The 14,282-nt window shown below is 36.2% G+C and carries 14 protein-coding genes and 1 pseudogene; 7 read left to right on the top strand and 8 right to left on the bottom strand.

Translation table 11 applies throughout. The features are described 5' to 3' along the window. Nucleotides 1-3: 3 nt before the first annotated feature. From LEP1GSC059_RS03705 to lepB, 6 genes are all read right to left on the bottom strand, one after another. Complete coding sequence (locus LEP1GSC059_RS03705; protein ID WP_002178521.1) at nt 4-525, bottom strand: F0F1 ATP synthase subunit B; 522 nt, start codon at nt 523-525, stop codon at nt 4-6. Between the two features lie 3 nt (nt 526-528). Continuing rightward, complete coding sequence (locus LEP1GSC059_RS03700) at nt 529-828, bottom strand: ATP synthase F0 subunit C (RefSeq protein WP_000394249.1); 300 nt, start codon at nt 826-828, stop codon at nt 529-531. 35 nt (nt 829-863) lie between these two features. Further along, the gene (atpB, locus tag LEP1GSC059_RS03695) at nt 864-1,916 is read right to left on the bottom strand and encodes a F0F1 ATP synthase subunit A (protein WP_036033885.1); all 1,053 of its coding nucleotides are present in this window, start codon (nt 1,914-1,916) and stop codon (nt 864-866) included. Between the two features lie 101 nt (nt 1,917-2,017). Further along, on the bottom strand, nt 2,018-2,347 hold the full coding sequence (locus LEP1GSC059_RS03690) for a hypothetical protein (protein WP_002178490.1): 330 nt from the start codon (nt 2,345-2,347) through the stop codon (nt 2,018-2,020). Between the two features lie 596 nt (nt 2,348-2,943). Beyond that, nucleotides 2,944-3,207, bottom strand: a complete 264-nt coding sequence (locus LEP1GSC059_RS03685; protein WP_002178594.1) for an AtpZ/AtpI family protein — start codon at nt 3,205-3,207, stop codon at nt 2,944-2,946. A 5-nt stretch (nt 3,208-3,212) separates the two neighbouring features. Continuing rightward, nucleotides 3,213-4,214 (bottom strand): signal peptidase I, encoded by a 1,002-nt coding sequence (gene lepB / locus LEP1GSC059_RS03680; protein WP_000764509.1) that lies wholly within the window; start codon nt 4,212-4,214, stop codon nt 3,213-3,215. Between the two features lie 86 nt (nt 4,215-4,300). On the opposite strand from lepB, the gene LEP1GSC059_RS03675 reads away from it, so the two are divergent. The 3 genes from LEP1GSC059_RS03675 to corA all read left to right on the top strand — a co-directional run bounded on the left by LEP1GSC059_RS03675 (nt 4,301) and on the right by corA (nt 7,743). Continuing rightward, entirely contained in the window at nt 4,301-5,104 is an 804-nt protein-coding gene (locus tag LEP1GSC059_RS03675) for an aldolase/citrate lyase family protein (RefSeq protein WP_002178539.1), read from the top strand. A gap of 2 nt (nt 5,105-5,106) precedes the next feature. Next, complete coding sequence (locus LEP1GSC059_RS03670; RefSeq protein WP_004433268.1) at nt 5,107-5,658, top strand: TetR/AcrR family transcriptional regulator; 552 nt, start codon at nt 5,107-5,109, stop codon at nt 5,656-5,658. A 1,065-nt stretch (nt 5,659-6,723) separates the two neighbouring features. After that, complete coding sequence (gene corA, locus LEP1GSC059_RS03665) at nt 6,724-7,743, top strand: magnesium/cobalt transporter CorA (RefSeq protein ID WP_017214572.1); 1,020 nt, start codon at nt 6,724-6,726, stop codon at nt 7,741-7,743. Nucleotides 7,744-8,353: 610 nt separating this feature from the next. Here corA and LEP1GSC059_RS23535 read toward each other — a convergent pair. Beyond that, nucleotides 8,354-8,584, bottom strand: a complete 231-nt coding sequence (locus LEP1GSC059_RS23535; RefSeq protein ID WP_017214571.1) for a hypothetical protein — start codon at nt 8,582-8,584, stop codon at nt 8,354-8,356. A 717-nt stretch (nt 8,585-9,301) separates the two neighbouring features. Here LEP1GSC059_RS23535 and LEP1GSC059_RS03655 point away from each other — a divergent pair. The 3 genes and pseudogenes from LEP1GSC059_RS03655 to LEP1GSC059_RS23530 all read left to right on the top strand — a co-directional run bounded on the left by LEP1GSC059_RS03655 (nt 9,302) and on the right by LEP1GSC059_RS23530 (nt 12,175). Beyond that, a complete protein-coding gene (locus LEP1GSC059_RS03655; protein WP_017214570.1) occupies nt 9,302-10,753 on the top strand; it encodes a hypothetical protein in 1,452 nt (483 codons plus the stop codon). A 14-nt stretch (nt 10,754-10,767) separates the two neighbouring features. Then, a complete protein-coding gene (locus tag LEP1GSC059_RS03650) occupies nt 10,768-11,496 on the top strand; it encodes a FecR family protein (RefSeq protein WP_017214569.1) in 729 nt (242 codons plus the stop codon). A gap of 260 nt (nt 11,497-11,756) precedes the next feature. Continuing rightward, nucleotides 11,757-12,175, top strand: a pseudogene (locus tag LEP1GSC059_RS23530) (DUF1761 family protein). Between the two features lie 474 nt (nt 12,176-12,649). Here LEP1GSC059_RS23530 and LEP1GSC059_RS03640 read toward each other — a convergent pair. Then, entirely contained in the window at nt 12,650-13,759 is a 1,110-nt protein-coding gene (locus tag LEP1GSC059_RS03640; protein ID WP_020980313.1) for a TMEM43 family protein, read from the bottom strand. Nucleotides 13,760-14,124: 365 nt separating this feature from the next. Between LEP1GSC059_RS03640 and LEP1GSC059_RS03635 the strand changes: the two genes are divergently transcribed. Further along, nucleotides 14,125-14,282: helix-turn-helix domain-containing protein (locus LEP1GSC059_RS03635; protein WP_020980314.1), on the top strand; the 158-nt coding region annotated here is incomplete at its 3' end.

Below are 14,282 nucleotides of genomic sequence, written 5' to 3'. Positions count from 1 at the left end.
GGTTTATGCGCTCAGTTTTCCCAGTTTATCTAATTCTGTTTCGATAAAAGTTTTGTAGTCTTCGCTTTTGAGCTGCTTTTCTAAAACTTTGCCAGCGACTGTGATCGTCATTTCTACGATTTGAGTTTGCAATTGTCCCAACGCCTTAGCTTTAGCGAGTTCTATCTCTTTCACTGCTTGATCTTTCTGAGTCTTCACTTCCTGATTGGTTTCTTCGAGGAGTTTATTCTTCAATTTCAAAGCGTCAGACTTGGCTTCCGCAACAATTGCGTTTGCTTCGTCCTTTGCAGAGTTTAACCTAGCTTCGTAGTCCTTTAAAAGAGCTTCTGCTTCTAAACGAAGTTCTGAAGCTTTTTTGATATCATTCTGAACGGTTTCTGCTCTTTCGTCTAAAGCCTTCAGAATTACATCCCAGGCAAACTTTTTGAGAACTAAGACAACAACTAGAAAAGTAACCAGAGTCCAGACTACCAGACCCGGGTTCACATCCAGAAGACTCAATCCCTTAGCAGCTAAGAGTATCAAAGTTTACTTTCCTTTTTCTTCAGTTACGACAGCAGAAGCTTTCGTTTGATGAGCAACGGTAGCTTTTAATCCTTCGTTCAGAGTTCCAGCAGCTTGGAAAGCGATTACAAGAGCAAACAAAGCTGCACCTTCAATCAACGCAGCTGCGATGATCATAGCAGTTTGAATTTTACCGCCTGCTTCGGGTTGTCTTGAAATTCCTTCCGTTGCGGATCCGCCGATTCTTCCGATTCCGAGAGCTGCTCCTAGGATTGCAACTCCTGCAGCGATTCCTACACCAATATATCCTAATCCAAATTCCATGGTTCCATTGACTCCTTGTTGATTCAATATTCTAATCAGTGCCTATGCATGCTCAATCCTACGAATAAGGAAGTAAGCAGTACAAAAATATACGCTTGTAGGAAAGCCACAAAGATTTCCAAAACGTAAATCAACCCGGAACCGATCACCGAAACGGGAACGATTCCCCAGGATTGAAATTGAAAGATAAACCCCATCAATGCGAGTATGATTACGTGTCCTGCAGTCATGTTCGCCAAAAGTCGGACTGTCAGCGCAAAAGTTTTTGCCATGGGCGAAACGATAAATTCCAAAGGCCACATAATAATATACAGTAGTAAAGGAACTCCGTTGGGAACGGAATGCCAGATGAACTTAGGCCCTTGGTAGATAAAACCTGCAGCATATATTAGAAACATAGTAAGAAGCGCCAGAGTCATTGTCACGGAAATATCTCCGGTCACGGTGATCCCGCTCCAAACCTTAGCGATCCAAGGTGGATTGTGATGGTCTAAGTGAACCATTCCAGTTGCGTCTCCCGCTACTGCGATTAACTCGCCCACGGACGGAACCAGTCCCATTAAATTACAAAATAAGATAAAGAAGAATAAGGTTAGAATATAATGATAATACCCATGTCCGTGTCCGTGCATACTTTCGTCTACGATATCCTTGCGTAAAAAGTTTACGAATACTTCTACGGTGTTTGCAAAACGAGACTGGACTTGAAGCGGATTTCTTGCGATGATTTTGGCTGCTGGAATAAAGATCAGGAAAAGAAGTAAGGCAACGATCCACATCATCGTGACTCGTTTTGTGATGTGCATATCGAAACCGCCCACAAAGTGAAACCGCTTTCCGGTTTCGTGATCGGTAAAGATCGTTTCTTTAGAAGAATCAAAATCGGATTCTCCTTCGAAAACCTTCACCCCCCCTATGTTAAACGGGAATTCCGCATTGTCCATCAGGTGATGTACGATCACTTCATTTAGATCAAAGGCCTCGTGAGATGACTCCCCTGATGCGAATGTTTGGAATGGTAATAATAGGACTAATAATACAGAGAAGATGAATCTTTTCGTCATAAAAGAAGTCTGGTTTAGATACATTTTTTCGAATCAACAAGGATCGTATTTTAATTACGGACCACTAATCACAGAATTGGCGAATGTTTCCGGTTTCTTTTTATTTTTTATGCGATTCCGGTGATTCAACTCGCGAATACAACTATTAGAAAGTGGCTGAAATGGGCAATCAAAAAACCAATTATAAAATCAGAACTATCGTTCTGTGAAACTGCAGTCCAAAGGGCAATTCCGTTGCAAAAGAAAGAAGCGGCCATTATGCCCATCTGAAGATGGACCCCTTTTTGTGGGTGTAGAATGATCACCCATATCTTGAACATATAGAATGGTGCGAGTAATAAAAGCGCACAAACACTCCCAGAAAAAAATTTCCTTTCCGGATAAATGATCTCGTAAAACGCGCTTAGTCCTAAAAATAATCCGGTAACTCCGAATAGATATTTTTTCCAATTCATGTTGATCCTTTCATATCTCCAAACGCTTTTGAACTTCATTTAGAAATTCAAATTTTGGATTTTTTTTCTAAAGAATTTTTAAACGAAAGTTTATTTTTAGAGAATCTATTTCGAGTCTTAGTTTTGCAGTAGTTCCCACAACCTTTTATCCTTTTGAATCGTTTTTGTGCTCTTTTAGCCATTTAAAATAATGCAAGGCTCTTACGCGCGAATATCTTAAAATCAAAATCTTATGTGAGTTCAATCAAAAAGTTTCAAGAACCGACTTATAGATGGAAAAATACCTATTTTAAAATTGATTTTTGAATTTGTGGGAACTATTACAATGAAAGTTTACAGCTAAATCTTGAAATGTGGGAACTATTACAATGAAAGTTTACAGCTAAATCTTGAAATGTGGGAACTATTACAATGAAAGTTTACAGCTAAATCTTGAAATGTAGGAACTATTACAATGAAAGTTTACAGCTAAATCTTGAAATGTGGGAACTATTACAATGAAAGTTTACAGCTAAATCTTGAAATGTGGGAACTATTACAATGCAAGTTTACATTCGTTATAAAAGCGTCGTTCATATGAAAAAACTTAAGCCCGCTTACTTCTTTAAAGTGGTTCTGTAAATGATATAGTAAATTCCATAAGAAAAACCTAATAGACAAGCTCCTAAAAGCCCAAAAGGAGAAGAATGAAATTTTGTATCTAAATAATTTCCCAAATAGACAGAACCGACAACGATCACTGCAAATTCGATTCCTAAACCTGCAAACTCCCAAGGTGAAAATTCTTTCTGCTTTGGTTTAGTTTCTTTCTGAAAATCAGAAGAATCATTTTTTTTATCATCTTCATTTTTTTCAGACATGGCGGCTAACGTAAAATTTTTCCGATCCGATTCCAGCGAACTTCCATTCTCCAAATTCGATAGCGAAGAGTTCGTTCCACCCAGCCAAGTTTACTCTCTTCTCTTACCAAACCAATTTCGGAGGGATGACAATGTTTTACAAGTTCCTCTCCCTGATAACGTTCCGCAAATTCAGGTCCTTTTTCGGATAGTTCCTTTCCATTTTTATATTCGCAGACGTTATCTTTCCAATTGATAGAAAAATAGATCACCAAAGCCTTTCCAAGTATATCTTCTCTTTTAACAAATCCCCAAGTTCTGGAATCGTGCGAATCGTCTCGATTGTCTCCTACGACCATATATTGATTTTCAGGGATCTCACATCCGATCGAAAAATTACATTCATATCCATCGAGTCGTTTACGATCCTCTTCGTAACCTTCCAAGACGTAATGTTCAAAACCCGGTTTTTTTTCTAAAAACAACGACCTTGTAGGAGCATAGAGATTGTCCAAATCTCCTAATACATTCCCTTCTTCTGTTTCCACTGGATCGTAACCTTGGAATCGATCAGATCCTTTTTCTTTGTATTCGATTACGGAATAGTTCACGTCTCCTTTTTTAGTGGATAAAAATTTAGAAGTGATCCGAATCGTGTCACCCGGAAGACCTACTACTCGTTTTACATAACGTTTTGCAAAAAATCCGTCTCGACTATCTCCAAGACTTAAGGCACGAAACGGAGGCGCAAAAGTGACTATATCTCCTCGTTGAGGATCGTCGATTCGAATCAGTTCGGATTCCGTAAATGGCATTCGGATCGAATATCTCATCTTATTTACAAATAGAAAATCTCCAATTTTCAAGGTGGGGATCATGGATCCGGAAGGTATATTATTCGCGTCTAAAACCGAGGATTTAAAGGCAAATACCAGGATCACGATCAGAATAAAGGAAAATGTAGAACTAATGGGAGATTCTTGCCCTGCGGAAGATTCTTTTGTTTTGACCTCGGATTCTAACTTCATAGGGAAAGCAAAAAGAATCTTCTCTCCCCTGTCAATCCTGCGTTAAAAATTCTATCGGTTTTTCAAAAATCACCGATACTTTGATTGTGAAAGAACAGATAGACCGTAAACTTATAGAACTCAGAAGAACCTTAGTTTCTCTCGTAGATCAATACCCTATCTGCGGGCTAAAAGGTGGAACCGAAACCGAGGACATGGATGCGGATGAAATTCGAATTCTGCATTTGGCGGCTAAAGAGCTAATTCCTGTTATCGTAAAAATCGGTGGCCCGGAAGCAAGAACGGATATTCGTATGCTCGTCAAAGAAGAGATTGAAGGTATCTGCGCCCCTATGATCGAATCTTCCTACGCTCTTAAAAATTTTATTCAGACTTTAAAGAGTATGCTCACTCCCGTAAGTTATGGAAAAATTTCCAAATCGATCAATCTGGAAACGATCACAGGTTATAAGAATCTAATGGAAATCGCGGATTCGCGTCCCTTTGATGATTTGAATCAGGTTACCGCCGCTCGCTCCGACCTTTCTGCTTCCATGGGCTTGATTCCGGACGATGAAGAAGTGATGAGAGTTACTAAAAACATTGTCTATCTTTCCAGAGAAAGAGGGAAAAAAACCTCTGTTGGTGGAACGATCACTAAATCCAATTTTAGAAAAATTGCGGAAACCATTGGTCCGGATCTTATCAATTCTAGACATGTAGTTGTAAACACTCAGGAAGCTTTGTATAAAAATCCTGAAGAAGTTGCCGAAGCAATGTTGTTTTTTGAGATTGAACTCTATGATCTATTCTCCGTTTTAAAACCCGAAAAAGCGTTCTCTTACAAAAACAGAATAGAAACCAACCGAGAAAGAATCGGAGCCAGAAAAGTACTTTACTCGATCCGATAAGAATGGCAAAAGACACTCGAGATTTAATTTTAAAAACCTCTCTCAAACTTTTCTCAGAACAAGGTTACCACGGAACCACAATGAGACAGGTCGCTTCTAAAGCGGGCGTTTCTCTCGGACTTGCGTATCGTTATTTTGATTCTAAAGAAGCGATCTTAGAAGGAATTATAGAATCACATGATAAAATTCTAAAACGTTATATTACTGACGAAGTGGTGGCTAATCCGCGCCGTGAAGACTTAATCGTTAACGTTTCGGAAAGTCTAATCACTCTTATTAAGGAAAATGAAGACTATCTTCGTCTCTACTGGAATCTGATGCTTCAACCCAAGATTCATAGATTGAAACGTAGAAATATTCACCTTGTGAATATGATTTTTTTTGAAACTTCTAAAAAAACAATTCGTTCCGTTAAACCGAATTATTCCGAATTTGAGATCAAAAACCTTGCTTCGACTACGATCGGTTATATGATTAATTATCTTACAAATAAAAAAGAATTTTCACTCGACGATTTCCGCAATTACCTACTCTTCACTTTGAAAAATACATAATTCGCGATCCATAGTGAGCGAATTAGCCAACGAACTCGTGAGTGGCTCTCAACGAAGTTGAGAAATTAAGCGATCCATAATAAGCGAATTAGCCAACGAACTCGTGAGTGGCTCTCAACGAAGTTGGGAAATAAGCGATCCATAGTGAGCGAATTAGCCAACGAACTCGTAAGTGGCTCTCAACGAAGTTGAGAAATTAAGCGATCCATAATAAGCGAATTAACCAACGAACTCGTGAGTGGGGTTCTCAACGAAGTTGGGAAATAAGCGATCCATAGTGAGCGAATTAGCCAACGAACTCGTGAGTGGCTCTCAACGAAGTTGAGAAATTAAGCGATCCATAATAAGCGAATTAGCTGGAACAAAACGAAAACCCTTTGCAAAGAAATAGCGATCCAGCATTTAATTATTTGGGTTTAAGTTTCTTAAAACAACAAAAGGTCTTTTGTGAAAAAAAGTAGTAGCTGGGATTCAACGGTAATTTTTGAAATTTTGTGGTAGTTCCCACATTTTAAACTGTACAAAGGTTTTAGTAGCCATATCTTTTCTCTAAAAATTCAATTTCACAAAATCGATCGTTTACGCCGAAACTCACACTAACGTAGGAACTATTACAATCACGGACTTTACGGTTGGTCTTTGAAAACGTGGGAACTATTACAATCACGGACTTTACGGTTGGTTCTTGAAAATGTGGGAACTATTACAAGTTCACGGACTTTACAGTTGGTCCTTGAAAACGTGGGAACTATTACAATCACGGACTTTACAGTTGATCCTTGAAAATGTGGGAACTATTACAAATCACGGATTTTACAGTTGATCCTTGAAAATGTGGGAACTATTACTTTTAGAAAATTCTTTCTCATTTTCTCCATAAACTCATCTTATGTATCTAAAAATCTGTAAAAGACCTGGCTTGGTCGGAAGTTCGGCCAACTAAAACACAATTTCTTTTTTTAATTTCCTCAAAGATAGACAACAAAAATCAATCCACACCTTTTTATGATTATTTGTTGCCATACATTCTTTCTGAAATAGTTTCAACCGTCGGAGAAACTATAGTTGAAACGAATTTTATTGACTGAATACTTTCCCGAAGGAGGCCAAGAAAAATCGGTAGCTCATCCTTGTCAAATTCTCCAGAAGATAGAAAATAAACCTATTGAAGTTCCAGAATTAGAATGGCTTTGCAACAAGGGATTGATCTGGATCGATTTAGATTCTACAGAAAGCGAAGACATAGACTTTTTAGCCAGGGAATGTAATTTTCATCCGCTCGCAATCGAAGATTGTATCAATAAAAATCAAAGGCCCAAGTTAGACGAATACGATTCTTATCTTTTTATCGTTTTACATCGATTTCATTATGACACAGATAAAAAAATTCTAAGAAATAGCGAGATCCATATTTTTTTCAACGAAAAATTTGTGGTAACAGTTCGCCAAAAGGAAGAACCGCTGATTGAACAACTCAGAGAACGTTGTATGACACAGGGTAACCCTCTATCTAGAGGAACGGATCAAATTCTTTATATGTTATTTGATCAAACGGTAGATTCAAATTTTCCAATTCTGGATAAGATGAGCGAAGAAATTGTACGAATCGAATCTCAGATTTTAGTAAATCAAGATAGTAATCAAACTATAGCAGGAATTTTATTTCTCAAACGAAACCTGACTCGAATCCGAAGGGTACTTTCTCCTCAAAGAGAAATTGTAAACAGTCTGATTCGAAGAGATCATAATTTCCTAACTCCTAAGATCCAGTTTTATTTCCGAGACGTATACGATCATCTAAATCGGCTTTACGAAACGATCGATATGGATAGAGACTTACTCGGTAATACGATGGACGCTTACTTTTCGGTGATTTCGCAGAGAACCAACGATATTGTTAAGCGACTTACCCTCATCAGTTTGATTTTTATGCCGCTTACGTTTCTAACCGGTTTTTTTGGAATGAATTTCACGGCAATTCCATATGACAGCAATCCATTTTTATACTTTACAATCTTATTTGCGTCCGTCATTCCCATAGGTATGATTTACTGGTTTCGGAAAAAACATTGGTTTAAAGATTAAGATACATTTTATTTTTATAATATAACATAAATTCGTGGAAAAATTTTGGCGAATAAAAAAAAACTCAATATTGTTTCCAGAATTCAGCAAAATGTTTCCTACTGGTCGTTCAACATTTCATTCCCTACGAGTCATTTAATAAAACGCAACATAATAATCGCTTTCGTATTAGATTCTATCGAACTTAAACAAAACGACACTTTGTATTAAATATTTAGGTATTTACCATTCAGGACATATCAAAACAATATTAGAGTTTTTGAAAAATTAGCAATTAAAACGTTTATTAAAAAATAAATGAAAGTTCCAACGGCTAAAACAAAAACGAGATGTTTAAAATCTTTTCTAAAATATCTAGTGAGATCATTCTAAATCTTTTAATACCAGCAAAAGCATTTTCTACGAAAATTCTTTTTACTAATTCTTGTATTCTTTGCTTTTTGTGCGGCGGTAAGTTTATTTTTCGGTTTGAGAATATTCACTTTTTTTGATATCTTTTCAATTCCGTCAAAACGGGAGTCAAGGACACATGCCGCAACTTTAAAATCATGCGTTTTATCCGGTATTGTGTTCGATAAGAATAAGATCGCTTTATCTTTATTTGTTAAAATTAGGTTTTTAATCGTATATCTTTTTTTCCAGAGTAGAATTCTTTCTGTAAATCCTTATCCGTTGGCCTTTCTGTTCCATCTATGATTACATACTTCAGTTTTTTTAACTTCTTCAACTTACTTTTGAAATCTGAAATTTCATTTGCGGGAAGAGTATTCATTGAACCGAATGAAAGAAATAAAGCTTCCGCCAAAAGCTTTACCAACTTACAAGCAGTAGTCCTATCCATTTTGAATACCACTCCCAAGACGTCATAAGTCAGATAAGTTTTTAGATAAAAAAATAAATTCTCTTCTATATCTTGTAAAATTGATTTTCTACCTTTGGTAAAATTATGTTTTATTTCTTATTTCAAAGACAATACACAAGGCCAAATGGAACGCAGAATATTTTGAATTCTTGATGAGAAACACCAAGTAAGGCTTACTACATTCTAGGATTCTTTAAGACTTTTTCTTTCGATATCATTAGAGTTGTATCTGTACAAGAATTTTTTCAATTTTTCAACAACTCTTTTGAATAAAGATCACCCAAACAACGGTTTTATAAAAAAACTTTAAATTTTATAAAGGTTTCCTAAAGTAAATTTTATAAAAAAATTGATTATATTCATTTTTTATGAAGAAGGAAAATTAATTTAGCCACATAATAAATTGACTAAATTCGTTTTTTTCTATTTAATTAACGTGGGTTTAGTATAATCAATGTAAAAGAAATTGAAGCGGGAGAATTTAGTAGAACGCTTAACGTATCACTCCTAAATGCCGATCTTAGAGAAGCATTCGCTGAGTTTTATGGGTCGTTCGACAGATCGTGTTCTATAACAAATTTAAATCATGAAAAGATTTTATTCTCTCAATTTGTTGATCGGAGCCGAAAACGCGGTCCGGATTCGCCCGAACTTTCTTGCATAGATTTTACGTTATTTTAATAGTCCGGAGGAAACATGAGAATATTTCAAATTTATTTAATTCTACTGTTATCCTTATTTTTGGCCCGGACTACAAATTCAGAACAAATCGTATCCTCAAAAAAAGACGAACCGGATGCCTACTATGGACTAGATATTAAGGCGGTTATTTCTCCTTCCTACGGAGCCAGAATTAGAGACGGCGCATCAGGTATTTCCAACTCGGCTCCAAACGATAAGACCGGTTTTTCCACTCCTTGGACGATTCTTATGATTTCTAAAACGTTTGAGGAAACCGGAATCCAAACAGAACTCTGGGGGGAACTCATCAGAAACAACCAACTAACATCAGATACACGAACAGACTCTGGAACAAAACAAAATCCTTATATTCTAAACGTTCGCAGGGCCAGCGTTAAAAAGAATTGGGAAACTTCTTATGGTAATTATTCTATTGGTTTTGGAATCCAAGAATTACCTCATACATATACTCAGTGGAATAATTATTGGAGATGGAGATACATCGATAAAGGGCCTTTAGAATCTCTCGGTTTTGCACCTCAACCCGCTGACATAGGACTGAGTGCGACTGGAAAATGGTCTATTTTCAGTTCCCAAATTATGATTAGCAACGGAGAAGGTTATCGAGAAACCCAAAATACAAACTCATCCGGAATGGACGTTTCTTCCAGATTTTCCATTGAACCTATGTTAGGTGAAAAAATCAAAGCGGGTCTTCATTTCTTCTACAGAAAAGAAAACGCTTTCGGTTTTGGAGGAAACGAATGTTTCGAAGGAAAAACAAACTGTCTTCCAAACGATCTAAATCCGACCACTTCTTTATCTAGACAAATTCAAAGTTTACAATCCGATACTTTTGGATCGGAATCCAATTTGATTTGGAATGGCTTTTTAACTTGGAATCTAGGTCTGGGCGGGATTCTCAAAAAACAAAACAGCGGAGAAATCCGAGATCGACTCCAACCTCTTGCACCTCCAATTGCTTTCGGAAAAGACGGTTTCGGAAAAGCGTTATATCTTTGGTTATCCGTAGGAACCGAAAGATTTCATCTTTTAGGGAGAATCGAGCAAGGTACAGGAAACAACGGAATTATGGGCGTTACCAATACGATACAAAAAGAATTTCTACCTGGTTTAGGAATTCCAAATGTAGACAATACATTAATAATTCATAATATAGTTCCAGAAACCAGAACAAGTGGATATTCCAGTAAAAGTTCATTTAGAAGGATCAGTGTGTTTTTCGAATGGATTGTAAACCCAAAATTTAGAATGGCGATAGGTTATATCGAAAATAAAAATTACGACTTGAACGGAGTATCACAACGAGTTTATATCGATTCACTCGGCAACGAAAGAACTGAAAAAGAATATCTTTCTCAGTGGCAAGAATCTGGAAACCTAGGAATTGTTTCCTATTCGGTTTTGGACAAACAAATACTTTTAAGAACTACAATAGAATTCTAAATTAGGAGATTATTATGAATTACAAAATAAAAATATTATTTCTCATCATTTCACTTTCGATTGTCGCAAATTCAATTGTATTACTGAGCCAAGAATTAAAAACGGAAAACGCTAAAGTAAGTTTTTTATTAGGGAAATCTTATGTTCAAAAACCTGACCAAAGTTCCTGGGAGCCTTTAAAGCCAAACGATTTTCTAGAAGAAGGAGATTTAATCTCCACCGGAAACGGCTCTAGAATTACAATTCACTACAAAGATTCCGAATTTAAAATTCAACAGAATAGTAAGGTAAAACTTTCAAACCTTCCCGGAAAATCCAAATTATTAGAAGTAAATCAAGGTTTTGCATGGTTTAAGATCGTAAATCTCAAAGGGAAAAAATTTGAAGTTACAACACCAAATTCTACGGCGGGAGTCAGAGGTACTTCGTTTTCTGTTTTCTACGATCCTAAAACAAGAGAATCTTCTTTCTGCACCTGCGAAGGCAAGGTTTCAATTTCCGGTTCTGCAGGAAAGGAAATTCTTGTTCAAGAAAAAGGTAAAGGCACGATCATTTCCTCCGAAAACCAAGAAATTAAAAAATTTGAATATGAAGGAATCATTAAAAAGTTAAAAACCTTATCTGGCTTTGAAGAGAGACTGAAAAAAAATCCTTTTTTAAAAAACTGTCTTTCCTGCCATACTCCGGAGGGTTGGACTCCAAAAGAAGAAGTTCTTAAAGACGAAACTTACGGCAAACAATAAGACTGCTCGATGTTTCTAAACTTTATTATTTTTTTGGAACATGTTCCAAAATCATTCAATAATGGAACTACAACGAATAAAGTACCACCAATATCTCCGGTCTAGAGTGTTACCGATGTGCCAGAACATACATTACCGCAAATTGTCAAATGCAACTTAATTTGTAAGAACTACTACAGTTTATTAAAAATTTCTAAAGAATTATCTGACATCCATTCTAATTTTGTTATCTATTTTTTCTCAAAAAAATAGTAGTTTTTATGCACTCCGAATTACATATCAATCACTTTGCGGTATTGATGGCAGTAATTACAAATTCTCTCCTCGGTTCTGTCCTTTACTTGAAAAAATATGGATAAAAGAAACGAAACTCCTCTCGATTTTCAACTAAATCAAAAAGAAATGTTCAATTTTATGGGACGGACTTCAGTTCCATTTTTGCCGCTTATGTTTTGTTTTAGTTTGGAGAACCTATTCTTGGAAGGCTAGGGAAAATCAGGTGGCTTGGATCTACGAATTTTATTCCAGAACTTATACTTGGCTCTGCTTTTACATTCTTTTACTTTTCAACAGCTTTACCTTCGAAAATAAATCCTGGAAACTTTCTACAATCAACGCGGGTTATAACCATCTCCAAATAGCAAAGATGATTCTTTCGTACTGGAGATATCTAACGTGAGTTAATGTGAAAGGGATCGATGCAAAAAAACTAAAGCAGAACACTCTCTATGGATCGCGTTCTATATTGAAACTAAAGACGATATTTCATATTACGTTTTCTATATACAATTTATTGATCAGAGCTGAGAGCCCGATCCGGCTGCATAGGAGCCGGACTCACCCAGATTTTCTAAAAATACAAGTTTCTACATTTCTAAAATTTGTTCGTAAAATCGTAATTTGTGGTAGTTCCACATTTTTGTGTTTGATGACATTTGTCTGAACTAAAATTTATTTTATAGAGAGACTACAAACAAAAAGCCTTCTCTAATAGAAGGCTTTTTGTTTTTTAGCCAGAGAAAATTTTTCTCTAAATCAAATTCTAATGAATGTTAAATCGATTTCAAAACCTCATAAAACTTTATCTGCAAATTTTTAAATCAATGTGGTAATTCTCACAGTTTAAGTTTTTTGAATAGATTTAGATTAAAAATCAACTAAGCCCCGCTTTTTGAACTGAATATTTTTTCTTATAAATCCCATAGCCGATTCCACCCAAAAGTAGAAGTAACCAGATATACCAAAATTTAATGAGCAAAATAGTGACCGCAGTGATTATAAAAGCAACGATTCCTAAAATAACTTTGATCAAACCTCCGCCTATATCTCCTACAAATGGAATAAAACTTAAAAGAGAAGTCAAAGGTCCCGCCATCAGAGTAAAGCTGGAGAACATTGCTATAAATCCGATCAACCTTCCTACCCATTTCATAGTGTTATCATCCGACTTAATATCCGCCATCGTTTCTGCAAAATTTCCAATACTCGCATTCAAGAATTTATTTCCTTCTGAAGAAACAAACTGACCTACTCTACTTCCTTTTACGTCTCCGATAAAAGTCATATTTCCTTCCGGGATCGGAGTAACGGAAATCTTAATTCTTTCACAACCTTCTTTTTCAGATTCTATACAAGATTTAGAATTATATAAATATCCATCACCGTAAGCAAAACTCCCGGCAAGAATTTCGTTTTCATTTGCGTCTCTGGAAGGAACTTGAGAAGTAAAGTCTACGTCTTCTAATAGAATCGAATAATTTTTTCCGTCTGCATGAACCATAGCACCCGATGCAGAATCGGACCGATCTTGAACGGATTTTCTATAATAACGTTTTGCACGACATCCAGAAAGTTTAAAACTGGAAGGATTATCCGGAGAAGAAGTCCATTTTAATACACAATTTCTAACTTCTTTTTTATTACTTCCGGAACCTTCCGTTTTTACTTGTTCGTCCCAGGCATATACTTCCGAACTTACGGAATAAGAAATAAAAGAGCCACTTTTTAAAAACTCACCACCAAGAGGATTCGCTTTTAAAGTTCCAGTCACATAGGAAGGTTGTCCCTCTTTGGCTTGTTCGACGGGCACCGCGTTTTTTAGAGCAGCACTTGCTTGCTCACAAGTTTCTACATTGTAGATAATGATAAAAGACACGGGCAATAATACAATTCCCGTAAGAATACTTTTAAAAGAATTTCCCATCTGAGATAAAAAACCTACACTCTCCGTTGAGGACATTCCGTCTGGACTTTCAAACGCCATTGATTTTCTCCTTTTGATTTTTAATGAAAACTTTATAACTTTCAAATTTCGAAAAAGTTTATAAGCTGAAAAAGTCTCTAAGAAAATCAAAGAAATGTAAATAATTTTTTAATTTGATGACGTTTCTTTAAACTATGATTTTATGTAAAAATTTAATTTGAAGATGATTTTACAGAAACCTTCTCAAACTTTTATATTAAAGTTGTTGAAAGATTCCATAGTGACCGATTAACAAAACTGCTTCAATCGACCGTTGCCATGAAGCAAATGGAGGATTCATTTCTCAACGACTCTATTACTGACAATTGCATAATATATCACCAAAAAGAAGTACCCAAATAATCTAATAAAAAAAGACTGTAGAAATGGGTAATATAGCGGGAGTGAAACGAGATTTCAAAGGATTAGAGAAACGTCGTTTAAAAGGCCTGAAGCTGCGAGGGGAAGGGATTAAAAGATCTGAAGTGGCGCGTCGTCTGGGAGTGACTCGGCATGCAGTAAGGCAGTGGGAGAAACAAGTAGA

The organism is Leptospira noguchii serovar Panama str. CZ214 (assembly GCF_000306255.2).
Taxonomy (GTDB): domain Bacteria; phylum Spirochaetota; class Leptospiria; order Leptospirales; family Leptospiraceae; genus Leptospira; species Leptospira noguchii.
This window is presented reverse-complemented; position numbering and strand designations above follow the sequence as displayed.